At 63.9% G+C, this 23,098-nt stretch carries 22 protein-coding genes and 3 tRNA genes; 19 read left to right on the plus strand and 6 right to left on the minus strand.

The features are described 5' to 3' along the window. Window positions 1-46: 46 nt before the first annotated feature. From F3J20_RS27340 to nagZ, 14 genes are all read left to right on the plus strand, one after another. On the plus strand, window positions 47-466 hold the full coding sequence (locus F3J20_RS27340; RefSeq protein ID WP_167285385.1) for a hypothetical protein: 420 nt from the start codon (window positions 47-49) through the stop codon (window positions 464-466). A 101-nt stretch (window positions 467-567) separates the two neighbouring features. Then, window positions 568-1,167 (plus strand): RNA polymerase sigma factor RpoE, encoded by a 600-nt coding sequence (gene rpoE, locus F3J20_RS27345; protein ID WP_006051939.1) that lies wholly within the window; start codon window positions 568-570, stop codon window positions 1,165-1,167. A 90-nt stretch (window positions 1,168-1,257) separates the two neighbouring features. Beyond that, on the plus strand, window positions 1,258-1,869 hold the full coding sequence (locus F3J20_RS27350) for an RseA family anti-sigma factor (RefSeq protein WP_167042951.1): 612 nt from the start codon (window positions 1,258-1,260) through the stop codon (window positions 1,867-1,869). Window positions 1,870-1,873: 4 nt separating this feature from the next. After that, on the plus strand, window positions 1,874-2,914 hold the full coding sequence (locus F3J20_RS27355; RefSeq protein WP_167285362.1) for a MucB/RseB C-terminal domain-containing protein: 1,041 nt from the start codon (window positions 1,874-1,876) through the stop codon (window positions 2,912-2,914). A 37-nt stretch (window positions 2,915-2,951) separates the two neighbouring features. Then, window positions 2,952-4,484 (plus strand): DegQ family serine endoprotease, encoded by a 1,533-nt coding sequence (locus F3J20_RS27360; protein WP_167285364.1) that lies wholly within the window; start codon window positions 2,952-2,954, stop codon window positions 4,482-4,484. Further along, window positions 4,481-4,744, plus strand: coding sequence for a glutaredoxin family protein (locus F3J20_RS27365; RefSeq protein WP_167042957.1), 264 nt, complete (start codon window positions 4,481-4,483; stop codon window positions 4,742-4,744). The genes F3J20_RS27360 and F3J20_RS27365 overlap by 4 nt, the downstream gene beginning before the upstream one ends. Before the next feature lie 205 nt (window positions 4,745-4,949). After that, window positions 4,950-6,743: a translation elongation factor 4 gene (gene lepA, locus F3J20_RS27370; protein ID WP_167285366.1), complete on the plus strand. Its 1,794-nt coding sequence runs from the start codon at window positions 4,950-4,952 to the stop codon at window positions 6,741-6,743. Between the two features lie 18 nt (window positions 6,744-6,761). Next, entirely contained in the window at window positions 6,762-7,655 is an 894-nt protein-coding gene (gene lepB, locus F3J20_RS27375; RefSeq protein WP_167042961.1) for a signal peptidase I, read from the plus strand. Window positions 7,656-7,828: 173 nt separating this feature from the next. Next, a complete protein-coding gene (gene rnc, locus F3J20_RS27380) occupies window positions 7,829-9,106 on the plus strand; it encodes a ribonuclease III (RefSeq protein WP_167285367.1) in 1,278 nt (425 codons plus the stop codon). A gap of 53 nt (window positions 9,107-9,159) precedes the next feature. Continuing rightward, a complete protein-coding gene (gene era / locus F3J20_RS27385; RefSeq protein WP_167285369.1) occupies window positions 9,160-10,059 on the plus strand; it encodes a GTPase Era in 900 nt (299 codons plus the stop codon). After that, on the plus strand, window positions 10,046-10,954 hold the full coding sequence (recO, locus tag F3J20_RS27390) for a DNA repair protein RecO (RefSeq protein WP_167285371.1): 909 nt from the start codon (window positions 10,046-10,048) through the stop codon (window positions 10,952-10,954). The genes era and recO overlap by 14 nt, the downstream gene beginning before the upstream one ends. Beyond that, window positions 10,951-11,715, plus strand: a complete 765-nt coding sequence (pdxJ, locus tag F3J20_RS27395) for a pyridoxine 5'-phosphate synthase (protein WP_167285372.1) — start codon at window positions 10,951-10,953, stop codon at window positions 11,713-11,715. Before recO ends, pdxJ begins: the two co-directional genes overlap by 4 nt. 17 nt (window positions 11,716-11,732) lie before the next feature. After that, on the plus strand, window positions 11,733-12,227 hold the full coding sequence (gene acpS / locus F3J20_RS27400) for a holo-ACP synthase (protein ID WP_167285374.1): 495 nt from the start codon (window positions 11,733-11,735) through the stop codon (window positions 12,225-12,227). A gap of 81 nt (window positions 12,228-12,308) precedes the next feature. Further along, the gene (gene nagZ, locus F3J20_RS27405; protein WP_167285376.1) at window positions 12,309-13,337 is read left to right on the plus strand and encodes a beta-N-acetylhexosaminidase; all 1,029 of its coding nucleotides are present in this window, start codon (window positions 12,309-12,311) and stop codon (window positions 13,335-13,337) included. A 210-nt stretch (window positions 13,338-13,547) separates the two neighbouring features. Here nagZ and F3J20_RS27410 read toward each other — a convergent pair whose 3' ends face one another. From F3J20_RS27410 to earP, 4 genes are all read right to left on the minus strand, one after another. Continuing rightward, the gene (locus F3J20_RS27410) at window positions 13,548-14,930 is read right to left on the minus strand and encodes a sigma-54 dependent transcriptional regulator (protein ID WP_167042974.1); all 1,383 of its coding nucleotides are present in this window, start codon (window positions 14,928-14,930) and stop codon (window positions 13,548-13,550) included. Window positions 14,931-15,123: 193 nt separating this feature from the next. Continuing rightward, window positions 15,124-15,330 carry a hypothetical protein gene (locus F3J20_RS27415; RefSeq protein WP_167285377.1) on the minus strand — a complete coding sequence of 69 codons (207 nt, stop codon included), beginning with the start codon at window positions 15,328-15,330 and terminating at the stop codon, window positions 15,124-15,126. Between the two features lie 260 nt (window positions 15,331-15,590). After that, the gene (gene efp / locus F3J20_RS27420) at window positions 15,591-16,148 is read right to left on the minus strand and encodes an elongation factor P (RefSeq protein WP_167042977.1); all 558 of its coding nucleotides are present in this window, start codon (window positions 16,146-16,148) and stop codon (window positions 15,591-15,593) included. Window positions 16,149-16,559: 411 nt separating this feature from the next. Continuing rightward, window positions 16,560-17,774, minus strand: coding sequence for an elongation factor P maturation arginine rhamnosyltransferase EarP (gene earP, locus F3J20_RS27425; RefSeq protein ID WP_167285384.1), 1,215 nt, complete (start codon window positions 17,772-17,774; stop codon window positions 16,560-16,562). A gap of 209 nt (window positions 17,775-17,983) precedes the next feature. Here earP and uvrC point away from each other — a divergent pair, with 209 nt between their 5' ends. The 5 genes from uvrC (at window position 17,984) to F3J20_RS27450 (ending at window position 21,688) form a co-directional block, all read left to right on the plus strand. Beyond that, window positions 17,984-20,215 (plus strand): excinuclease ABC subunit UvrC, encoded by a 2,232-nt coding sequence (uvrC, locus tag F3J20_RS27430; RefSeq protein WP_167042981.1) that lies wholly within the window; start codon window positions 17,984-17,986, stop codon window positions 20,213-20,215. Window positions 20,216-20,474: 259 nt separating this feature from the next. Then, entirely contained in the window at window positions 20,475-21,068 is a 594-nt protein-coding gene (gene pgsA / locus F3J20_RS27435) for a CDP-diacylglycerol--glycerol-3-phosphate 3-phosphatidyltransferase (protein ID WP_167042983.1), read from the plus strand. 208 nt (window positions 21,069-21,276) lie between these two features. After that, window positions 21,277-21,352 (plus strand) — tRNA-Gly (locus F3J20_RS27440). Between the two features lie 64 nt (window positions 21,353-21,416). Beyond that, window positions 21,417-21,492: transfer RNA gene (locus F3J20_RS27445), tRNA-Gly, on the plus strand. A gap of 122 nt (window positions 21,493-21,614) precedes the next feature. Then, window positions 21,615-21,688, plus strand: a tRNA-Cys gene (locus F3J20_RS27450). Between the two features lie 153 nt (window positions 21,689-21,841). On the opposite strand, the gene F3J20_RS27455 is transcribed toward F3J20_RS27450, so the two are convergent. Both F3J20_RS27455 and F3J20_RS32290 read right to left on the minus strand, forming a co-directional pair. Beyond that, the gene (locus tag F3J20_RS27455) at window positions 21,842-22,549 is read right to left on the minus strand and encodes a hypothetical protein (protein WP_240162931.1); all 708 of its coding nucleotides are present in this window, start codon (window positions 22,547-22,549) and stop codon (window positions 21,842-21,844) included. Between the two features lie 35 nt (window positions 22,550-22,584). Beyond that, window positions 22,585-22,899, minus strand: coding sequence for a hypothetical protein (locus F3J20_RS32290; protein ID WP_240162932.1), 315 nt, complete (start codon window positions 22,897-22,899; stop codon window positions 22,585-22,587). Window positions 22,900-23,098: the final 199 nt, after the last annotated feature.

The raw sequence follows: 23,098 nt of genomic DNA on the forward strand, positions 1-23,098 counted from the left end.
GTTGGGCAGAGCCACGCAGCGCATCGCGCTGCGTGGCTCGTTTGCCATGCGCGCCGCGCTGGGGGCTTTCGTGCTGATTGCGACGTTGGCCGTCCATACCTGTCTCGCATCGCAATGGGGTGCATGGCGAGCCGTTCCGTTGACGTTTGCCGTGGGGGCGCTGCTGGCGCTTTGCGCGGCAAGGCATGAGCGGGCGCAGCCGGCTGTGCTGCAGATCGGACGGGATGATCTATCCGCCTGGGACGCAGCGGGCACGCTGCTCGCCCAAGGGAGGGTGGCCGGCTGCGCGCAGTGGAGCAGCCGGCTGCTGGTTCTCGTGCTCGAACCTGAAGAAGTTCATTCGCGTGACCGCGCGCATCGTCGCCCAAGGGGGCGCACACGTACCTTGCTGCTCGTGGCCGACGCGCTTCCGACCGCCGTCTTCCGGGAACTTTCCGTGCTCGGCCGACGTGCGGCTGGTGCCTGACTGTAACGACTGTAACCGCTGTTACCGGAGTAACGTGCCCCAATGAGGGGGACGCTACAATGGTGCCCCGCCATGCGCCCTATAGTTAACGGATTTATCAGGTGAGCGAAAAAGAAATTGATCAGGTGCTGGTCGAGCGCGTCCAGAAGGGCGACAAGGCCGCGTTCGAGCTTCTGGTCTCCAAATACCACCGCAAGATTCTCCGGCTGATCTCGCGCCTCGTGCGGGACCCCGCCGAAGTCGAGGACGTCGCGCAGGACGCCTTTATCAAGGCGTATCGCGCGCTGCCGCAGTTTCGCGGCGAATCGGCGTTTTATACGTGGTTGTACCGGATTGCGGTCAACACCGCGAAGAACTACCTTGCCACCCAGGGCCGGCGGGCGCCGACCTCGACCGAAGCGGATGCCGAAGAAGCTGAAACTTTCTCGGACGCCGACCAACTAAGGGATATCAACACGCCCGAGTCGATGTTGATGAGCAAGCAGATCGCCGAGACGGTCAATGCTGCGATGGCGGTTTTGCCGGAAGAACTGCGCACCGCCATTACTCTTCGGGAAATTGAGGGTTTGAGTTACGAGGAAATCGCGGAGATGATGGGTTGCCCGATCGGCACTGTCAGATCACGAATTTTCCGCGCTCGCGAAGCCATTGCGGCAAAATTGCGCCCGTTGCTTGACACACCCGAAGGCAAGCGCTGGTAAACGCCTAGGCGTCCAGTGGTCGAGCGGGGCACGGGTGCAATATCTGGATTAGTGGTGTCACTACGGGGTATTTGTAAGATGGGGAGCATCATGGGGTCGGTCTCGATGCAATCGCAAGCAGATTCGCGCGGCGAGCGTCTGTCCGCTTTTGTCGACGGTGAACTGTTCGACGAAGGGCATCTGAATCTGGACAAGTTTCTTTCCGCGCTGGACGGCGACGATCATGCCGCCTGGTCGAGCTATCACCTGATCGGCGACGCGCTGCGTTCCGACGATCTGGCGATCAGTCCCGCAAGGAGCAGCGCATTTCTGAGCGGTTTCGCCGCGCGTCTCGACAGCGAGCCGCATGTGCTCGCGCCGGCCGCGGTGCCTGTCGCGCGCCGTCTGCTCGGGTTGCGCCGCCGCGTCGTGCCGGCCTTCGCGGTTGCCGCGGCAGCCGCCACACTGACGTGGATCGTCGTGCCGCAATTGCAGGGCGTGCCGGGCGGTCCGGGGGCACAGGTCGCTTCGCTTCAGCCGCATGGCGACGCGGTGCAACGTGTCGCCATGGTCTCGGTGCCGTCGTCGCAAGACGCCAACATCATTCGCGACGCCAGCCTCGATCAATACCTCGAAGCCCACCAGCAGTTTGCGCAACAACCGGTCATGGCGGGTTCGATGCCGGTCATTCGCGCTGCTTCAGTCTCCACGCAGGGCCAATAGCTTGATGCAGACTTTGCGGTTCAATAAAACGACTATCTGGGGGCGGTTGCCGGCATTCCTGTTCTGTGCAGCCGTGTTGTTGTCCGCTACACCGCGGGTCTTCGCACAAGACGATCCGGCCGCCGCCCGCCGCTCGGCCGCGGAACTGCTCGATCGCATCCATCAGGCCGCCCAGCAGCAGAACTACGAGGGCGCGTTCGTCTACCAGCGCGGCAATTTCGTGCAGACGTCGCGCATCGCGCATTATTCGACGCATGCGGACGGCGAATTCGAGCAGCTCGAAAGCCTCGATGGCAAGCCCCGCAAGATGCTCCGCCACAACGACGATATGTTCACGTTCGTGCCGGAGCGACATCTCGTCGTCGTCGAAAAGCGCCAGAACCGGGACTCGTTTCCGGCGCTGCTGGCGGTGGACGGCGAGCAGGTGCTGTCCGTCTACGAGCCGAAGATGCTCGCCGACGACCGTGTCGCGGGTGTCGACAGCCTCGTGATGGAACTCGATCCGAAGGACGCGTACCGCTTTGCGTACAAGCTCTGGGCCGACAGGAAGACCGGCCTGCTGCTGCGTGCGCAGACGCTCGACCCGAGCGGCCAGGTGCTTGAACAGCTATCGTTTTCCCAGGTCCGTATCGGCGTGCCGGTCGACAAGGCGGGCATCGTCAACGGCATTCGCAATCTGGCCGGGTGGACCGTGGTGCGGCCGCCGGTCGAGCCGGTCGACATGGCCGCGCAAGGCTGGCAGATCATGCCGTCGGTGCCGGGTTTCCACATGATCCGCCAGTTGCGCCGTCCGATGGCGTCGCGCGAGGCGGGGCAGCCGCCCATTCCAGTGGATCAGGCAGTGTTTTCCGATGGCCTCGCGGCCATTTCGGTATTCGTCGAGCCGGTCGAGAACAATTCGCGCAAGGAAGGCACGGGCAATAGCGGCGCCACGCACGTACTGGTCAAGCGCCAGGGCAACTTCTGGATTACCCTGCTGGGTGAAGTGCCCCAAACCACATTGCAGCAATTTGCGTCTGCCATAGAATACAAAGCTCCGAAGTAATCCTTCCGAATCCTGAAATCCCTCGGCTTGCTACGATATGACGATTTTCTCGGTGCGCAAATTCCTCGCGGCCGTCGTGGTGGCGGCTTGTTTGCCGCTCGTACCGCATATGGCGTCGGCGGCTCCCGCTGCCAACCTGCCTGACTTCACCGATCTCGTCGACAAGGTCGGCCCGGCGGTCGTCAACATTCGCACGACGACGCGCGTGTCGAACGGCGCGTCCCGCGGTGGCCTGCCGCCGGGTATGGACGACGGCGACATGTCCGAATTCTTCCGTCGCTTCTTCGGCATTCCGTTGCCCCAGTCGCCGCAATCGCCGGGTTCTCCGCACGGAGGCGATAACGGCGGCAGCGGCGGTGGCAGCAGCGGCGGAAATGGTGGCAGCCAGGATGCACCGGACAGCAACGATCCCGAGCAGAACAGCGGGGTGGGCTCGGGCTTCATCCTGTCGGCGGATGGCTACGTGATGACCAATGCGCACGTCGTCGACGACGCCGACACGATCTACGTCACGCTGACCGACAAGCGCGAATTCAAGGCCAAGCTGATCGGCGTGGACGACCGCACGGACGTCGCGGTCGTGAAGATCAACGCGTCGAACCTGCCGACCATCACCATCGGCGATTCGAACAAGGTGCGCGTCGGCGAATGGGTCGTGGCGATCGGCTCGCCGTTCGGGCTCGAGAACACGGTGACGGCCGGCATCGTCAGCGCGAAGGGGCGCGACACCGGCGACTATCTGCCGTTTATCCAGACCGACGTGGCCGTCAATCCGGGCAACTCGGGCGGTCCGCTGATCAACATGCAGGGCGAAGTGATCGGCATCAACTCGCAGATCTACAGTCGTACCGGCGGTTTCATGGGTATTTCGTTCGCGATTCCGATCGACGAAGCGATGCGCGTGGCCGATCAGCTGAAGAGTTCGGGCAAGGTCGTGCGCGGCCGCATCGCGGTGGCAATCGGCGAAGTCACGAAAGACGTGGCCGATTCGCTCGGTCTGCCGAAAGCGCAGGGTGCCCTCGTCAGCAGCGTCGAGCCGGGCGGCCCCGCAGACAAGGCCGGCGTGCAGCCGGGCGACATCATCCTGAAGTTCAACGGCCATTCGGTCGATACCGCAACGGATTTGCCGCGCATGGTCGGCGATACGAAGCCGGGCACGAAGGCGACGATCACGATCTGGCGCAAGGGCCAAACGCGTGAACTGCCGGTCACGATTGCCGAAATGCAGCCGGACAAGGTCGCGAAGGCGGACCAGAAGCAGCCGAAGGCGCCGAAGCAGCGCGCGACGAATGCGCTCGGTATCGCCGTCAGCGACATTCCCGCCGATCAGCAGAAGGAGCTGAAGATTCACAACGGCGTGCAGATCGACGCAGTGGACGGCCCGGCCGTGCGCGTCGGGCTGCAAAAGGGCGATATCGTTCTGCGGGTGGGCGATACGGACATCACGAGCGCGAAGCAGTTCGACGACGTGACCGCGCATCTCGATCCGCAGAAGATGGTGGCGCTGCTGGTCCGTCGCGGTGAGAACACGCAGTTCGTGCCGATCCGTCCGCGCAGCGCGCAGAAATGACGAAGGCGGCATCGCTCACGCTCTACGGGCGCGCGTGGTGCCATCTTTGCGAGGACATGCGCGCCGCGCTCGAACCTTTGCTGGCCGAGTTCGGCGCGCAAGTAACAGTGATCGACGTCGACACCGATCCGCTGCTCGAAGCGCGTTACAACGAACGGGTGCCGGTTCTGGTTTGCGACGGTGTCGAGCTATGTCACTACCATTTCGACGAAGTCCGGGTGCGAGCGGCGTTGGCAGCGCATGCAACGCTGGCGTCATGAGCCGGCATTCGCGGCGCGCTGCCCGTATGCGCCATTGATGCCGTCTACATCGAATTTCTCGCATCTTCTGCGCCGTCTTTAGGCCTGGCCTTTGCAAGATGCGCCGGCCGGCGGCCTTTTCGGCTAAAATAGATAGGTTTTTCACCTACTTACAAGGCGTGCTCCGCTATTGTCCGGGCGCGCCTTTTCGCTTGATCGGCACTGAATGGATCATATTCGTAACTTTTCGATCATTGCGCACATCGACCATGGCAAGTCGACGCTCGCCGATCGCATCATCCAGATTTGCGGCGGCCTGTCCGACCGCGAGATGGAAGCTCAGGTGCTCGACTCGATGGACCTCGAGCGCGAACGCGGCATCACCATCAAGGCGCAAACCGCCGCATTGACGTATCGCGCCCGCGACGGGCAGGTCTACAACCTGAACATGATCGACACGCCGGGGCACGTCGACTTCTCGTACGAAGTCAGCCGCTCGCTGTCCGCATGCGAAGGTGCGCTGCTCGTCGTCGACGCAAGCCAGGGCGTGGAAGCGCAAACCGTCGCCAACTGCTACACGGCCATCGAACTCGGCGTCGAAGTGGTTCCGGTGCTGAACAAGATCGATCTGCCGGCGGCGAATCCCGAAAACGCGATTGCCGAAATCGAGGACGTGATCGGCATCGACGCAACCGACGCGACGCATTGCAGCGCGAAGACCGGCCTTGGCGTCGAAGACGTGCTCGAAGCGCTGATTGCGAAAGTGCCGTCGCCGAAGGGCGATCCGGACGCGCCGCTGCAGGCGCTCATCATCGACTCGTGGTTCGACAACTACGTCGGCGTCGTGATGCTCGTGCGCATCGTCAACGGCACGCTGCGTCCGAAGGACAAGATCCGTTTGATGGCGACCGGTGCGCAGTATCCGGTCGAACATATCGGCGTGTTCACGCCGAAGTCGAAGAATCTCGAATCACTGTCGGCGGGGCAGGTGGGCTTCATCATCGCCGGCATCAAGGAACTCGCGGCGGCGAAGGTTGGCGACACGGTAACGCTCGTGGGCCAGCCGGCTCTCGAGCCGCTGTCGGGCTTCAAGGAAGTGAAGCCGCAGGTGTTTGCCGGTCTCTATCCGGTCGAAGCGAACCAGTACGACGCGCTGCGCGATTCGCTCGAAAAGCTGAAGCTCAACGACGCGTCGCTGCAGTATGAGCCGGAAGTCTCGCAGGCGCTCGGTTTCGGCTTCCGCTGCGGCTTCCTCGGTCTGCTGCATATGGAGATCGTGCAGGAACGTCTCGAACGCGAGTTCGACATGGACCTGATCACGACGGCGCCGACCGTGGTCTACGAAGTCCTGCAGCGCGACGGCACGACCCTCATGGTTGAGAATCCGGCCAAGATGCCGGAGCCGTCGAAGATCGAGGAGGTGCGCGAGCCGATCGTCACCGTGAACCTGTATATGCCGCAGGACTATGTCGGCGCGGTGATCACGCTGTGTACGCAAAAGCGCGGCAACCAGATCAACATGCAGTACCACGGCCGTCAGGTTCAGCTCACGTATGAAATCCCGATGGGTGAAGTCGTGCTCGATTTCTTCGATCGCCTGAAGTCGATTTCGCGCGGCTATGCGTCGATGGACTACGAGTTCAAGGAATACCGCGCGTCCGACGTCGTGAAGGTCGACATGCTGATCAACGGCGACAAGGTCGATGCGCTGTCGGTCATCGTGCACCGCTCGCAAAGCCAGTACCGCGGCCGCGAAGTGGCGGCGAAAATGCGCGAGCTGATTCCGCGTCAGATGTACGACGTGGCGGTGCAGGCCACCATCGGTTCGAACATCATCGCGCGCGAAAATATTAAAGCGTTGCGTAAGAACGTGCTGGCAAAATGCTACGGCGGCGATATCACACGTAAGAAGAAGCTGCTCGAAAAGCAGAAGGCGGGTAAGAAGCGAATGAAGCAGGTGGGCTCGGTCGAGATTCCACAAGAGGCTTTTCTCGCGATTCTGCGTGTCGAAGACAAATAAGCTAAGTAACGGAACCCTATGAATTTTGCGCTGATTCTTTTTGTGCTCGTTGTTTTGACGGGTATCGCATGGGTCGCTGACAAACTGGTTTTCCTGCCGAAACGGCGCCGCGACGCGGAAGCGGCGGTTGCCGAATTCGATCGTCAACAGGCACGCATCGGTGAGCGTTTCGCCGATGAAAACGCCGCGCAAACGCGCGCGCGTCTGCGCGACGACAAGCTGCGTCAGCCGTGGTGGCTCGAATACACGGCGAGCTTCTTTCCGGTGATTCTGGTCGTGTTCGTGGTGCGCTCGTTCGTCGTCGAACCGTTCAAGATTCCGTCGGGTTCGATGGTGCCGACGCTGCTCGTGGGCGACTTTATCCTCGTCAACAAATTCGAATACGGCCTGCGCCTGCCGATCACCAATACGCAGATCACGCAGGGCAGTCCGGTTTCGCGCGGCGACGTGGTGGTGTTCCGCTATCCGAAGGACGAATCGGTCGACTACATCAAGCGCGTGATCGGCCTGCCCGGTGACGTGATCGCCTATCAGGACAAGCAGCTCACGATCAACGGCAAGCCGGTTCCGGAAACGCCGCTGCCCGATTATCTCGACGAAGAGCGCCTCGGTTACGCGAAGCAGTTCGAAGAAAATATCGACGGCCGCAAGAATGCGATTCTGAATAACCCGGCCGTGCCGCCGTTCATCGTCGGCGCCGAAGATTATCCGTATCGCGACAACTGCACGTATAACGAACGCGGCGTGATCTGCAAGGTGCCGCCGGGCAATTACTTCATGATGGGCGACAACCGGGACAACAGCGCGGACAGCCGCTACTGGGGTTTTGCGCCTGAAAAGAATATCGTCGGCCGCGCATTTTTCATCTGGATGAACTTCAGCGATCTGCGGCGCATCGGCTCATTCCATTGAGTTCGCAGCGTCGCTCGCATCACACGCCGCGCCGATAACAGGTAACTCGGTTATATCGGTCGCGGCGTGTTCTCACGCTACTTTAAGAATTCGCGGTAACGTCGCTTCACCACGCTTTTTCCGCAGGCGCTCCGCGTTTCCGCCGGGTCCGGCGCCCGCGTTATACTCTGCTCATGCCCCTATCTCCGTTGGAAAGCCGTTTGCGCTACGAATTTCGCAATGCGGAATTACTGCGCCAGGCTTTAACACACCGCAGTCACAGTGCCACGCATAACGAACGGCTCGAATTTCTCGGCGACTCCGTTCTGAATTGCGCGGTGGCTGCGCTTTTGTTCCAACGTTTCGGCCGACTCGACGAAGGCGATCTGTCGCGCGTGCGCGCGAATCTCGTGAAGCAGCAATCGCTTTACGAGATTGCCCAGGCACTCAATATTTCCGAAGGCTTGCGGCTCGGCGAGGGCGAACTGCGCAGCGGCGGCTTCCGCCGGCCGTCGATTCTCGCGGATACGCTCGAAGCCGTGCTTGGCGCGATATTCCTCGACGGCGGCTTCGAGGCCGCGCAGACGGTCATCAAGCGCCTTTACGTGCCGATTCTCGATCATATCGACCCGCGTACGCTCGGCAAGGATGCGAAGACGCTGCTGCAGGAGTATTTGCAAGGCCACAAGATCGCGTTGCCGACCTACACGGTCGTCGCCACCCATGGTGCGGCGCACAATCAGCAGTTCGAAGTCGAATGCACGGTGCCGAAGCTGGACGTGAAGGTGTCCGGCTCGGGCGCGAGCCGTCGCGCGGCGGAGCAGGCGGCCGCCAAGAAGGCGCTCGACGAGGTCATGGCGGCGGCGCCCGCTGTCGTTGCGAAGCCGAAGCGCTCGAAGGGCGCTCGCGCGGCGAAAAACGCCGAACTGGAGATCGTGCCCGGCGTGACCGGCGTTCAGGCTGCCCTCGATTTGCGCACGCCGGATCGCAAGGTAGAGCGCAGCACACTGCGGGTGACTGCTACGGCGGAAACCCCGGTGGAAAAATCCGTCGTGGAAAAGCCGGTTGCCGAGCGCGGCGCGCCGGCAGCCGTGGGCGCGCCGCTTGCGATGATCCGCGCCGCCCACGTCGAATACAGCGCACAGGAAAAGGCCGAGCGCACGGAAAAGGCGGAGAAAGCCAACAAGCCGGCCGCTCACATGAGCGATCGCGCCGGCGAGAAAGCCACCGACAAGCCGGTCGACAAAGCCGAACCGCCCGCGGACAAACCCGTGGCGAACCACGCCTCCGACACCCGATCCGAAGCCGCGCAAGCCCGCGGCGCAGAGCGTCAGCGCAACCGCGAAGCTGCACCGGGCGCCACTGCGGCGCAAGCGCAAGTGCCGGCCGCCGCGACTGCGCCGGCGCCTGCCGAACACGAACCCGGCGTTGTCGGCGCGGTGCAAACGCGCGTCGCCGATGCGGGCCATTGATTGCCATCGGCGCGTGCTTGCCGTGCGCCGACCGAACCTGCCGTAGTCCGAATATGAACACTCCCGCTCCCACTGGTTTTCGCTGCGGCATGGTCGCGATCGTCGGCCGCCCGAACGTCGGCAAGTCCACGCTGATGAACGCGCTGGTCGGCCAGAAAGTCAGCATCACGTCGCGCAAGGCGCAGACCACACGCCATCGTATTACCGGCATCAACACGATCGAAGACGCGCAGTACATCTTCGTCGATACACCCGGTTTCCAGACCAAACACAGCGGCGCGCTGAATCGCTCGCTCAATCGCGCGGTCACCTCGACGCTGACCTCGGTCGACGCGATCCTGTTCGTGATCGAAGCGGGCCGCTTCGGCCCCGACGATCAGAAGGTGCTCGACCTGATCCCGGCGAAGGTGCCGACGCTGCTGATCGCGAACAAGCTCGATCGCGTGTCGGACAAGAACACGCTGTTCCCGTTCATGCAGCAGATGAGCGCGCTGCGCGAATTCAACGAGATCGTGCCGCTGTCGGCGAAAAATACCGACGACATCAAGCGTTTGATGGCGACGGTCAAGCCGTTTCTGCCCGAAGGCGAGCCGATCTACGGCGAGGACGATCTGACCGATCGCAGCGAGCGTTTTCTCGCCGCCGAAATCCTGCGCGAAAAGGTGTTCCGCTGGACCGGTGACGAGTTGCCGTACACGAGCACGGTGTTGATCGACAAGTTCGAAACCGAGGGGCGCCTGCGCCGCATCTTCGCGACCATCCTCGTGGAGCGCGACATGCACAAGGCGATGATCATCGGCCAGAAGGGCGCGAAGCTCAAACAGATCAGCACCGAAGCGCGGCTCGACATGGAGAAGCTGTTCGACGGGCCGATCTACCTCGAAACCTTCGTCAAGGTGAAGAGCGGCTGGGCCGACAACGAAGCCGGGCTTCGTGCGTATGGGTACGAATGACGCGTCGGCGACGCTGAATTCCGACGCGGCGGCGGACGATCCGGAGCACGAGCCGTCGCGGTCCGCGCGTAGCACGAGAAAATCCCCGGCCAGGGCCAGAAGCGCGTCTGCCGGGGACGGCGAGTCGCGCGCCGAAGCGCGCAAAGCGCCGGCCCGCCGCGCGCCGCGCACCTCCGCGTCCGAATACCGGATCGCGGAGCAACCGGCTTTCGTGCTGCATAGCTATCCGTATCGCGAAACGAGTCTGATCGTCGACGTGCTGTCGCGCGATCACGGCCGTCTCGCGCTCGTCGCGAAGGGCGCGAAGCGCCCGCACTCCGCACTGCGCGGCGTGCTGCAAACGTTCCAGCCGCTTTCGCTCGCGTGGTCGGGCAAATCCGAAGTGCGCACGCTGACCGGCGCCGAATGGGTCGGCGGCATGCTGCCGCTGGCCGGCGACGCGCTGCTGTGCGGCTTCTACGTCAACGAGCTGCTGGTGCGCTTCTGTGCGCGCGAAGACCCGCATCCGCAACTGTTTCACCACTACGTCGTCACGCTGACACGCCTCGCGCACGACGAGCCGCCCGTGCAGGTGCTGCGTTCGTTCGAGCGGGTGCTACTGCGCGAAACCGGCTACGCGATGGCGCTCGATCGCACCGTCACGCGCAAGGCGGTGCTTGCCGAGGGCCGCTACGTGTTCGATCCCGAGCGCGGCGTGCGCGAAGCGTCGGACGAATGGCCCGCGCAGTGGCCGGTGATCGCGGGGCAAACCTTGCTCGATATGGAACAGGACGATTACCATCGAGCGCAGACCGTGGCGCAAAGCAAAACGCTGATGCGCTTCCTGCTCAACACCTATCTGGGCGGTACGCCGCTGGCGACGCGCCAGATCCTGATCGACCTGCAGAACCTATGAGCTTCTTTCTCACTTCGCCGACCGTCATCGATCTCGGCGTGAACATCGATCACGTCGCCACGCTGCGCAATGCGCGCGGCACGTCCTATCCCGATCCGATCCGCGCCGCGCTGATGGCCGAAGAGGCCGGCGCCGACGCGATTACGCTGCATCTGCGCGAGGATCGCCGCCATATCGTCGACGCCGACGTGCGCAAGCTGCGCCCGCTCCTGAATACGCGTATGAACCTCGAATGCGCGGTCACGCAGGAGATGCTCGACATCGCGTGCGAAGTGCAGCCGCACGACGTCTGCCTCGTGCCGGAAAAGCGCGAAGAACTGACGACCGAAGGCGGCCTCGATGTCGCGGGCCAGTTCGAGGCGGTGCGTGCCGCCTGCAAGCAACTGGCAGACGCGAACTCGCGCGTGTCGCTCTTTATCGATCCGGATGAGACGCAGATTCGCGCCGCGCATGAAGCCGGCGCGCCGGTGATCGAACTGCACACGGGCCGTTACGCCGAAGCGCACGACCCCGCCGAACAGCAACGCGAATACGAGCGCCTCGTGCGCACGGTCGAATTCGGTGCGACGCTCGGCCTCAAGGTCAATGCGGGCCACGGTCTGCACTACACGAACGTGCAGCAGATCGCGGCGATCGACGGCATCGTCGAACTCAATATCGGCCATGCGATCGTCGCGCACGCGATCTTCGCGGGCTGGGACAATGCGGTGCGCGAGATGAAGGCGATCATGGTCGCCGCGCGTCTCGGTGCACGCGGATAACCCGGACGGACGCGCACATGGCGATCTATGGCATCGGCACCGACATCGTGCAGGTGAGCCGCGTGGCCGCGGTGATGACGCGCACCAACGGCCGTTTCGCGGAGAAGGTGCTCGGCCCCGACGAACTGCGCGTCTATCGTGCGCGTGAGGCCCGCTCGGCGGCGCGCGGCCTCGCGTTTCTCGCGACGCGCTTCTCGGCGAAAGAGGCGTTCTCGAAGGCGATCGGCCTCGGCATGCACTGGCCGATGAGCTGGCGCGCGCTGCAAACGCTGAACAAACCGAGCGGCGAACCGATGGTGGTCGCCTCCGGCGAACTGGCCGACTGGCTCGACGCGCGCGGCATTACCGCACGCGTGACGATCAGCGACGAGCGCGACTACGCGGTGTCGTTCGTGATCGCCGAGACGGAGCAGGCGGGCGGGGCGCGCGCTTCGGCCGGGCAGTCCGTGCAATCGGCGGCGCAAGCCGCGGTTCAGGCGGTGGCCCAATCGGCTCAATCGGCCACCGAATAACGCACGACCTCGAACGCGGCCCGGACGAACCGCGTTTGTCTTCGCCTTAGATTCCCACAGCCCTTTTTCCAGCGGAACTCGATGAAAACCATTCCCGGACCGGTGATGCTCGACGTGGTCGGCAAAACGCTGAACCACGATGACCGACGCCGCCTCGCTCACCCGATGACGGGCGGCGTGATCCTGTTCGCGCGCCACTACGAGAGCCGCGCACAACTGGTCGCGCTGACCGATGCGATCCGCGCGGTCCGCGAGGATCTGCTGATCGCCGTCGATCACGAAGGCGGCCGCGTGCAGCGTTTTCGCACCGACGGCTTCACGGTGCTGCCGTCGATGGGCAAGCTCGGCGCGCTGTGGGACCGTGACGTGCTGCAGGCGACCAAGGTGGCGACCGCGGTCGGCTATATCCTCGCCGCGGAGTTGCGCGCGTGCGGCATCGACATGAGCTTCACGCCGGTGCTCGACCTCGATTACGGACACTCGCAGGTGATCGGCGATCGCGCGTTCCATCGCGATCCGCGTGTCGTGGCGATGCTCGCGAAGAGCCTCAATCACGGTCTCGCGCTTGCCGGCATGAGCAATTGCGGCAAGCACTTTCCGGGGCACGGCTTCGCGCAGGCGGACTCGCACGTTGCCATGCCGGTCGACGAGCGCTCGCTGGAAGAGATCCTGCGCGACGACGTGGCGCCGTACGACTGGCTCGGCCTGTCGCTCGGGGCGGTGTTGCCCGCGCACGTCGTTTATCCGAAGGTCGATGCGAAGCCGGCCGGCTTTTCGCGCGTCTGGCTGCAGGACATCCTGCGCAAGAAGCTGCGTTTCGACGGCGCGATATTCAGCGACGATCTGTCGATGGAAGCGGCGCGCCAGGGCGGCACGCTGACCGAGGGCGCGCGCGCCGCGCTCGAGGCCGGCTGCGACATGGTGCTGATCTGCAATCAGCCGCACGAAGCGGAGAAGGTGCTCGACGCGCTGCGCTTCAAGCCGTCGAAGGAATCGCAGCGGCGTCTGAAGCGCATGCAGCCGCGCGGCAAGGCGCTCAAGTGGAGCAAGCTGATGGACGAGCCGCGGTATGTCGAAGCGCAGGCGTTGCTGCGCGGTGCATTTGAGTGATTTTTTGCCTCAGCTTTTGGGCGCGGCGTTTTTTTTGCGAGCGTTCGAGCGGAGCCGCCAACCTCGCGAATCAAGCCTGCGCATAACGCCACGAAAAACCCGGGTCGCAAAAAATCCGCCGAAAAAATGGCGCCTTGAAACGAATCAAGGCGCCATTTTTTTATGCGCGCTTCGATGCTTCGACGATCGAGGCATCGAAGTGCCGTCGACTCAGTTCAAGCGCATCCGCTGCAGCTTGTTGTACAGCGTCTTCGGGCTGATCCCGAGCAGCGACGCCGCGCGATGCCGCGTGCCGCCCACCGCGTCGAGCGTCGCGCGAATCAGCATTTCCTCGACGTCCGCGAGCGGGGTGCCGACGGTCACCTGCACGCGGCTACCGTTCAGATCGCGGCCGTCCGCGGTGACGGCTTCGTCGGCGCGCAACGATTCGAGCACGTCGCCCGACGCCTGATACGCGCGCCGCACGCGATCCTGCAACTCGCGCACGTTGCCGGGCCAGTCGTGGGCGAGACATTCGCGCAGGAAGCCCGGCGCCGCCTGCTTCGCGACTTCGGCGGTGCCGCGTGCCGCGGCTTCCAGATTCATCTCGTCGATGATCGCTTGCGCGATCAGCACCGGATCGTCGCCGCGTTCGCGCAGCGGCGGCAGCAGCACCGAGGCGGCTTCGAGACGCAACGCGAGGTCCGGGTGCAGGCTGCCGTCCGCGACGGCCGCGCGTGGCGGCTTGCGCGTTGACGCGACCAGGCGGAAATCGGTCGCGACCTGATTGGTGCCGCCCACCCGCATGAACATTTGCGAATCGAGCGCGCGCAGCAGCGCCTCCTGCTGGGCGCGCGGCAACTCGGAGATTTCATTGATCAACAGCGTGCCGCCGCTCGCCTGCTCGAAGAGGCCTACCTCGCGCTGCTCGGCGCCGCCGAACGCGCCGCGTTCGTGGCCGAACAGCAGGCTGTCGAGCGAACGGGTCGCGGTGCCGGCCGCCGCGCCGCGGCAGTCGAACGTGACGAACGGCCCCTTGCGGCGCCGGCTCATGTCGTGCAGCGTGCGCGCGGCGATCTGCTTGCCGGTGCCTGCTTCGCCGGAGATCAGCGCGGCGGCTTCGGTCGGCGCGAGATGTTCGATCGTGTCGTAGACGTGCTGGATCGTGCCGCTGCGCCCGAGCATCGAGCCGAACCGGCCGAGCTGGCGCAGCGACGCGCGCAGCGTCTGTACTTCCTCGGTCAGCTCGTAGGGACGCGGGACGCGCGCGAGCAGGCTGCGCAGGCGCGGGATGTTGACCGGCTTCAGCAGATAGTCCCAGATACCGTGCCGCAAGCCCTCGATCGCGCTCTCGACCGTCGCGTTGCCGGTCATCACGATCACCGGCAACGCGCCGCCCGGCGGGTGCGCGGGCAGATGCTGCAGCAGATCGAGGCCACTGCCGTCCGGCAGGTTCAGGTCGACCAGCACGACGTCGGGGATGAAGCGCGTCAATGCCGCCCGGGCTTCGGCGAGCGTGGTCGCGGTGTCGACGGAGAAACCGTCGGCCGCAAGAATCGCGGACAGACCGGACAGGCTATTGGGATCGTCTTCAACAATCAGTGCGTGTGGCATGGCGAGCGCAATTTTTTGAATGGATGAAATGCCTGGCGCGCCGCTAAGGCTGCGATGACGCGCATCGCGGGCTCCGAAGGCTCTGGCGGGCTCGATGACAGGTCATGCTGGTCCTTGGGCTTCGGGAACGGGGCCCGGGCTGCGCCGCTTGCGCACCGCGCGGGCCGGGTTTGTAGTTCCTTCACTCATCCTGTCAGAAATCCCGGTTGTTGGCGAAAAACCGGCGCACTGCGAGTTCCGCTTCCGCGCGGGGGCAGCCATGACGTTTCCGGATCAGGCCGGCGAGCCTGCCGGCGCAGTCTTCGGCCCCGGCCGGTTCGTCGTCCGTCAACCTGCACGATGCGGCCTTTTCCTTGCCGACTATCTGCTTCCACCTGCCTGCGGCGATGTCGCGGTTCACGGCGCGTCTCCCGGTTGGAAAAACAAGCTAGCCTGTCTTGCCATCAAGCAGGGACCGTGCCAAAGAAATTTTCCGAGATGTATCAACGGCTTGTTCGCAATCGGCGATGAAATCGGGACGTCGCAATGGTAATTTTGAATAACGCTCCCGGTAAAGTTTTCCTCACTCTGCATGGCGAACCAGAAAAGAAAAAGCGCCCCTTGGGGCGCTTTTTGGCGGCGGACCGGCAGGGTGCCGACGCTGGAGAGCCGCTCGGACGCTTAGGCGCGGCTGCGGTACTCGTGGGTACGCGTGTCGATTTCGATCTTGTCGCCGATGTTGCAGAAGAGCGGCACTTGCAGTTCGAAACCGGTGTTCAGCTTGGCGTTCTTCAGCACCTTGCCCGACGACGTGTCGCCCTTGACAGCCGGTTCCGTGTAGATGATTTCGCGAACCAGCGTGGTCGGCAGTTCGACCGAGATTGCCTTCTCGTTGTAGAACACGACTTCGCAAGCCATGCCGTCTTCGAGGTAGTGCAGCGCGTCGCCCATCATTTCGGCTTCGACTTCGTACTGGTTGTAGTCGGCGTCCATGAACACGTACATCGGGTCGGCGAAGTACGAGTACGTCACTTCCTTGCGCTCGAGCACGACGACGTCGAATTTGTCGTCGGCCTTGTACACGGTTTCCATGCCCGAGCCGGTCAGCAGGTTCTTGAACTTCATCTTGACGACGGCGGCGTTACGGCCCGATTTGTTGTACTCGGCCTTTTGCACGACCATGGCGTCTGCGCCGATCATCACGACGTTGCCGGTGCGGAGTTCCTGTGCGGTCTTCATAAAACTGTCCTGTGCGAGATAAATAGCTTAACTGTTGCTCAACGGCATAGGCGCCAAGCGGCTTCGGCGTTTCGCCCATCGCCGGCCGCGCCGCGGGAAGCGGCGGCTGGCAAGCGCATGCACGAAACGGGGCCGGCCTGTGGCGGGGGCGAGCGGCGGGCCGCTTCGCGCAGCCGCCGGTGTCCGCCATCCTGCCAGTCCGTTACCTGATTTTTACCCTGTGCGGGCGTGTACACGAGTGGCGCCGACCCGCAGCATACGTTCCCTTTGCGCCCTTTTCTTGACAGCCGCGTGTCCGACCCGAAGGTTGGGGCGCATGACGCGTGTTCTACAGGGACGGGTCAGGCGGGCTGACCGGAACGTGTTGCTGGAATCGGGCCGCGCTTGCGTCGTCGGCCGTTGGATAACCGCTTATTTTAACTGAGTTTTTGCGAACGATGTCAGGTTTCCGGCGAGATCGCCCACCTGCGCGAGCTCGTCCGCCCACGCGGCGGCGCGCTGTCTCAGTGTCGGGCAGTGGCGCTGGAACTGCGCCCAGTCCGGCTGGCCCGCGCCGTTCCAGGCGTGCCAGAAGCGTTCGAGCGCGGCGCGCGCGTCGGCCGGCAGCGTGCGCGTGTAGTGGGCGAGCGCGGCGTCGAGCTTCGGCAGATGCGCGTCGTCCGCTTGCGGGTAGATGTGCCAGATGAACGGTTTCGCGGCCCATTGGGCGCGCACGAACGAATCCTCGCCGCGCACGAAGTTGACGTCGCTCGCCCACAGCAGCGCGTCGTAGCCGGTTTGCTCGGTGAAGGCGAGCGCATGGGCGCTGAGGTTGCCGCGCGTCGCGTGCGTGCCCGCGGCAAACGACGGCAGTCCGAAAAAGCGCGCGAGTGCGCCGGAAATACGGCCTTCGGGTACCAGCAGCACGACGGGCGTGACGCTGTCGCGCCATTGTTCGAGCAGGCTGCCGACGGCCGGGTTTTCGTACGCGAACAGCGAGACGACGGTGGCCGAAGCCGGCGGCGGCGCTTCGCCGGTGGCCGCGAGCCACCACGCGGCGCGGGCGGCCGGCGAGCCCTCGAATGCGGCGCGCGCCGCGTCGAGATCGCGCTCCTTGAGCACGCCGCCGGTGCCGGGGCCGAGTCCGGGGAGAAAGAACGTCTTGCTGAGCGCGTAACGCGGATGCGGCGACGGACGCAGATGGAAATCCGCGACCCAGTCTTCGGCACTCAGATATTCGAGGTTGAGCCAGAGCGGCGCGCGCACGCGTTCGGCCATGGCGGCGATATAGATGGGCGGCAGTTCGCAGGCGAACGCTTCGATCACGACATCGGCGACGTCGAGCGTCTCGCCCGCGTGAGCCGGCTCGTGCCAGTGCTCGATGACGATCCCGTCGAGTGTCTGCCGCGCGCGCTCGGGTGCGAGCCGTGGGCACAGCTTCTGGAACGCGTGCAGATCGTCGACGAACAGGCGCACCTGCCAGCCATGCTCGTTCGCAAGCTGACGCGCAAGGCGCCAGCACACGCCGATGTCGCCGAAATTGTCGATCACCGCGCAGAAGATGTCGCAGGCGAGCGGGGCCGCCGCGGCGGACGGGGCAGTGGACGAGGCGGTGGTCGATGCGGAAGCGGGCGGGACACTGGACATGGCGGTCTGGGTCGCGGGTTCGGGTCGTGGATGCGGTCGGAACGGCTGCGGCGGGCGCTGCCGCGTCATCGCGCGGCGGGGCTCGGACGCGCGAGGAATGTTCTAAACTGGCGATTCTAAAGCCTCGTTGACGATTCGCGCGCCCGGCTCCCCGAAGGCGCGGCACGCGGCGCAAGGCTCCGCGAGACCGTCCCCATCCAAGACCCTGCATGACCGCACCCGAAGCAACCGACGCAAACGAGGCGCCCGACGCCTTCGAGCCGAAAAAAGTGCTCGCCCAGCTGCCGCATCTGCCCGGCGTCTACCGTTATTACGACACGAGCGGCGCGGTGCTCTACGTCGGCAAGGCGCGCGATCTGAAGAAGCGCGTTTCGAGCTATTTCACGAAGACGCAGCTCTCGCCGCGCATCGCGATGATGGTCACGCGCATCGCGCGCATCGAGACGACCGTGACGCGTTCCGAAGCCGAGGCGCTGCTGCTCGAAAACAATCTGATCAAGGCGCTCGCGCCGCGTTACAACATCCTGTTTCGCGACGACAAGTCGTATCCGTATCTGAAGCTGACCGGCCACAAGTTTCCGCGCATGGCGTATTACCGCGGCTCGGTCGATCGCAAGAACCAGTACTTCGGGCCGTTTCCGAGCGCGTGGGCAGTGCGCGAAAGCATTCAGATCCTGCAGCGCGTGTTCCAGTTGCGCACCTGTGAAGACTCGGTGTTCAACAACCGCACGCGGCCGTGTCTGCTGCATCAGATCGGCCGCTGCACCGCGCCGTGCGTCGCGAACATCAGCGAAGAGGATTACGCGCGAGACGTCGCCAACGCATCGCGCTTTCTGCTCGGCCGCCAGGGCGAGGTGATGAAGGAGCTCGAGCAGAAGATGCATGCGTTTGCGAGCGAGCTCAAGTTCGAGCAGGCCGCGGCGGTGCGCAACCAGATGAGTTCGCTCTCGACGGTGCTGCATCAGCAGGCGATCGAGGTCGGCAGCGACAGCGACGTCGACATTCTCGCGGTGGTTGCGCTGGGCGGGCGCGTCTGCGTGAATCTCGCGATGGTGCGCGGCGGCCGGCACCTCGGCGACAAGGCGTATTTCCCCACGCACGTGGAAAGCGCGTTGACCGCCGCCGAAGGCGGGCTCGGCGAGGACGGCGGCGAGGTGCGGGACGCTGCTTCGGACCTGCTCGCGCGCGATGGCGGCGCGGGTGAGGACGGCGAGGAGCGTGTCGGCAGCGCGGCGGCCGTCGGCGATGCCGACGCGCTTGCGCTCGCGATCGCGCGGGACATGCCCGCGGAAGACGAAGAACCCGACATCGCCGCAGAGGAAGCCGAGGACGCCGGGCAAGCCGGCGCGGCCGCCGCCTCGAAGCGCCGCAAAGGCCGCGCATCCGGCGGCATCGAAGCCGAAGTGCTCGAAGCGTTCATCGCGCAGCATTACCTCGGCAATCGCGTGCCGCCTGTGCTGGTGGTCAGCCACGCGCCGGGCCGCGAACTCGTCGACGTGCTCACGGAGCAGGCGGGGCACAAGGTGAACGTGCTGCGTCAGCCGCAAGGACAGCGCCGCGCATGGCTCGCGATGGCCGAGCAGAATGCGCGGCTCGCGCTGGCCCGGCTGCTTTCCGAGCAGGGCTCGCAACAGGCTCGCACGCGCGCGCTGACCGACACGCTCGGCATGGAGTGCGACGACCTCGCGCATCTGCGCATCGAATGCTTCGACATCAGCCACACGATGGGCGAGGCGACGCAGGCGTCGTGCGTCGTCTATCACCATCACAAGATGCAGTCGTCCGAGTACCGCCGCTACAACATCACCGGCATCACGCCCGGCGACGACTACGCGGCGATGCGCCAGGTGCTCACGCGCCGTTACGAGAAGATGGTCGCGCAGGCTGCCGCGAATTCCGCTGATGAAGCCGCGCAGGCGCAAGGCGCTGCGGCCGCCGATCCGTCGCTCGCGGCCGAGGCTGCTGAGGCCACCGAGCCGGGCGCGGCGGGCGGCGTTCTGCCGACCATCGTGCTGATCGACGGCGGCAAAGGCCAGGTGGAGATCGCGCGCCAGGTGTTCACCGAGCTGGGGCTCGACACCGGCATGCTGGTCGGCGTCGCGAAGGGGGAGGGGCGCAAGGTCGGCCTCGAAACCCTGATTTTCGCCGACGGCCGCACGCCGCTCGAACTCGGCAAGGAAAGCGCCGCGCTGATGCTGGTCGCGCAGATTCGCGACGAGGCGCACCGCTTTGCGATTACCGGCATGCGCGCGAAGCGCGGCAAAACGCGGCAGACTTCGCGGCTCGAAGAGCTCGAAGGCGTCGGGGCGAAGCGGCGTCAGCGGCTGCTCGCGCGCTTCGGCGGGCTGCGCGGTGTGGTGGCCGCGAGTGTCGAGGATCTGGCGAGCGTCGAAGGCATTTCGCAGGCGCTGGCCGAGCAGATTTACCGGCAACTGCACTGAGTGCGTTGCGTCTGGTGTCTGGTGCGCGGGTCGTTTTTGTCGGGCGCGCTGTATCGCGGGCGGCGCGCGAGTGGGGGCGGGCGAAGCGAGGTGGGGACAAGGAGGGGGCGACGGGACCGGAGCGGTTCCGTTCGACTCGCGCTGGCCGGCGCAGCGCACCCCCGGCGTGGGCCGCGGCCGCCCCGGCGCCGGCTTGCTTGTGGCAGGCCCTGTGACACGGCACAATTGCAACTCACTCGTCAGACGCTGCGCCTGCCCCATGCCGTTTAATTTCCCGATATTTTTGACCTGGCTGCGGATCGTGCTGATTCCGCTCGTCGTCGGCGTGTTCTATTTGCCCGACATGATGATGAGCCCCGCGCACCGCAATCTCGCGGCCGCCACGATCTTCATTCTCGCGGCGCTCACCGACTGGTTCGACGGCTTTCTGGCCCGCAAGTGGAATCAGACCTCGGCGTTCGGCGCGTTCCTCGACCCGGTCGCCGACAAGCTCATGGTGACGGCCGCGTTGCTCGTGCTCGTGCAGCTCACGCGCATCGACTCGGCGATCGCGCTCGTGATCGTCGGACGCGAAATCGCGATCTCGGCGCTGCGCGAATGGATGGCGCAGATCGGCGCATCGAAGAGCGTCGCGGTGAATTCGCTCGGCAAGTTCAAGACCGCGTGCCAGATGGTGGCGATTCCGATGCTGCTGTTCTATGGTCCGCTGCCGTTCGGCGGCGGCATCGCGATCGACACGCGCGTGTGGGGTTTGTGGCTGATCTATCTCGCCGCGTTCCTGACGATCTGGTCGATGCTCTACTACATGAAGCTCGCGTGGCCGCAGATTCGCGAGCGTGGCGGCGTCGCGTGACAGCGTGAGCGAAGCGGAGCGCGGCCGCAAAAGTATCTTCGAACCCCGTGGAAACATGAGAGAAATCTTTTCTGTAGAAGAGATGGGCAAAAGGGGTTGACACGTTTCTGCCGGTTCTCCATAATCTCGTTTCTCCGATGCACGCAGCGCGAAACGCAGCGAAACATCGGGAAACGTAGTCAGGTAGTAGCAGTGAATGCAGTGCAACGCGGGAATAGCTCAGTTGGTAGAGCGCAACCTTGCCAAGGTTGAGGTCGCGAGTTCGAGCCTCGTTTCCCGCTCCAGTTTTTTGAAGCAATGCGTTGTTTGGCGAAGTACAAAATGTAGCGCGTTGTGAAGCAGTTCAATGCGGGAGTAGCTCAGTTGGTAGAGCGCAACCTTGCCAAGGTTGAGGTCGCGAGTTCGAGCCTCGTCTCCCGCTCCATACATCAGGGGAAGCAACGCTTCCCTTTTTGTTTGGAAGGCCGGTCGCTTGTCAGCGCTTCGGTCCTTCTGGTTCCCACCAGACAAATCTGCGAGCCTGCTTCTAGGTTCCAGTCCGCTTGTGGCGCGATAGCAAAGCGGTTATGCAGCGGCCTGCAAAGCCGTTTAGGCCGGTTCGACTCCGGCTCGCGCCTCCAGTCGTTGATGTAAAGAAAAGCCCCGACATGTCGGGGCTTTTCTTTTTTTCCGCCGCTTTTCTACCTCTCTTTTTCACCGCGCTCGCTAGCGTGTCTCCGCGCTTGCGATTGCCCGCTCGATCGCACCACGCCGGCTCGAATCGCTCAGAACACTCAGAAGTTGAGCGCGGATTTGATCGACTGCATCGCGGCGTTGTTCAGGAAATAGTAGTTCTCCTGCGGTGTGCCGCCGCCAAGCGGTACGAGCTGCAAGGTCGTGCCGTCTTTGAGAAAGTAGCCCGTGTAGATACCGCCGTTGTACTGATAGTAGACGCGGTAATCGCTGCCGGTGCTGCCGATCGTCGCGTTGGACACCCAGGCGCGCACGCCTGCCAGCGTGACGATCTGACCATCGGCAAGCTGATAGCTCTTGCCGTCTGTCGCACTCGCATAGGGGAAGAAATTTTCGAGCGTCGATATCGTGGCCGAGCAGGGCGTCGGGTTGTTGCCCGTCGTGGCCGGGGCAACGCAGTCGTTGGTGAACAGCTCGTCGCCGACGGCATGTCGAACCACCTTGATGTAGGCAGAGCCTGTCTGCCAACTGGTCTGCTGGTTGTAGAGCGTTTGCCCGTTGATCGTATTCGTGAGCAAGCCCAGGGCGCTATTCGTGAACAGCTCGGAAGGGGAGGCGGAGATCAGGCCACTTAGCGAAACGGCGGTGTAGCTGGTGCCGAGGAGCGTGCGGACCACGGTGCTGCCGTCGGCGGCCAGGTAGTCTTCCTGGACATTGGAGCCTGCGTAGCTGACGCGGGCCTGGGCCGGAACCGCGGCGACATAAATGGCGCCGTTGACGACGAAGCGTCCGTTGCTGATCGTGGGCACCTTGAGCGTCGACGCAAGGGACGTGGTGCCGGCGGTCAGCGGCTGCGGGCCGCTCGACGGGCTTTGAGGAATGCTGGAGTCAGCGGTGAAAAAAAGCTGCTGCTCGGGTTGACCGATACGGCGCCCGTCGAACTCGTGCTGAACGAGAGGCTCCCGTCCACGTAATGCAGTCCGCCGTTCGACGCCAGCGCAAAACTTTCGTAACTCTTCTGCGCATCGCTCAGGTTCGACGTGCTTGCGGCCGAGCCCGAATTGCCGGACGAACCGCCGCCGCATGCGGACAATAGCAATACGGGTCCCGCAATCAGAATGGCATATTTATTTACCATTCGCTTTTCATGTTCTTTCATTTATATTTTATTCTCTTTCGAATTTATGATCGGGTTGTCGGGTGCCGTTAAAGTAGCGTGGGGCGCTATTATTCTAGAGCGTGTTAGGCACTTTGTGCCAAACCTGGTAACCTGGCGCAATGCCAGAACGCAAACCGTACCCAACAGATGTATCGGACGAGGAGTGGAGCTTTGCCGCTCCGTACCTCGTCCTGATGAG

It is taken from the genome of Paraburkholderia sp. Cy-641 (genome assembly GCF_011752945.1).
In the GTDB taxonomy this organism is placed as follows: Bacteria; Pseudomonadota; Gammaproteobacteria; order Burkholderiales; family Burkholderiaceae; genus Paraburkholderia.

Excerpts from the sequence above, each read along its gene's own strand:
- F3J20_RS27340 (WP_167285385.1), top strand. The coding sequence starts at position 47 with ATGCGCGCCGCGCTGGGGGCTTTCGTGCTGATTGCGACGTTGGCCGTC.
- F3J20_RS27350 (WP_167042951.1), top strand. The coding sequence starts at position 1,258 with ATGGGGTCGGTCTCGATGCAATCGCAAGCAGATTCGCGCGGCGAGCGT.
- F3J20_RS27355 (WP_167285362.1), top strand. The coding sequence starts at position 1,874 with ATGCAGACTTTGCGGTTCAATAAAACGACTATCTGGGGGCGGTTGCCG.
- F3J20_RS27360 (WP_167285364.1), top strand. The coding sequence starts at position 2,952 with ATGACGATTTTCTCGGTGCGCAAATTCCTCGCGGCCGTCGTGGTGGCG.
- F3J20_RS27365 (WP_167042957.1), top strand. The coding sequence starts at position 4,481 with ATGACGAAGGCGGCATCGCTCACGCTCTACGGGCGCGCGTGGTGCCAT.
- lepA (WP_167285366.1), top strand. The coding sequence starts at position 4,950 with ATGGATCATATTCGTAACTTTTCGATCATTGCGCACATCGACCATGGC.
- lepB (WP_167042961.1), top strand. The coding sequence starts at position 6,762 with ATGAATTTTGCGCTGATTCTTTTTGTGCTCGTTGTTTTGACGGGTATC.
- rnc (WP_167285367.1), top strand. The coding sequence starts at position 7,829 with ATGCCCCTATCTCCGTTGGAAAGCCGTTTGCGCTACGAATTTCGCAAT.
- era (WP_167285369.1), top strand. The coding sequence starts at position 9,160 with ATGAACACTCCCGCTCCCACTGGTTTTCGCTGCGGCATGGTCGCGATC.
- recO (WP_167285371.1), top strand. The coding sequence starts at position 10,046 with ATGGGTACGAATGACGCGTCGGCGACGCTGAATTCCGACGCGGCGGCG.
- pdxJ (WP_167285372.1), top strand. The coding sequence starts at position 10,951 with ATGAGCTTCTTTCTCACTTCGCCGACCGTCATCGATCTCGGCGTGAAC.
- acpS (WP_167285374.1), top strand. The coding sequence starts at position 11,733 with ATGGCGATCTATGGCATCGGCACCGACATCGTGCAGGTGAGCCGCGTG.
- nagZ (WP_167285376.1), top strand. The coding sequence starts at position 12,309 with ATGAAAACCATTCCCGGACCGGTGATGCTCGACGTGGTCGGCAAAACG.
- F3J20_RS27410 (WP_167042974.1), bottom strand. The coding sequence starts at position 14,930 with ATGCCACACGCACTGATTGTTGAAGACGATCCCAATAGCCTGTCCGGT.
- efp (WP_167042977.1), bottom strand. The coding sequence starts at position 16,148 with ATGAAGACCGCACAGGAACTCCGCACCGGCAACGTCGTGATGATCGGC.
- earP (WP_167285384.1), bottom strand. The coding sequence starts at position 17,774 with ATGTCCAGTGTCCCGCCCGCTTCCGCATCGACCACCGCCTCGTCCACT.
- uvrC (WP_167042981.1), top strand. The coding sequence starts at position 17,984 with ATGACCGCACCCGAAGCAACCGACGCAAACGAGGCGCCCGACGCCTTC.
- pgsA (WP_167042983.1), top strand. The coding sequence starts at position 20,475 with ATGCCGTTTAATTTCCCGATATTTTTGACCTGGCTGCGGATCGTGCTG.
- F3J20_RS32290 (WP_240162932.1), bottom strand. The coding sequence starts at position 22,899 with ATGAAAGAACATGAAAAGCGAATGGTAAATAAATATGCCATTCTGATT.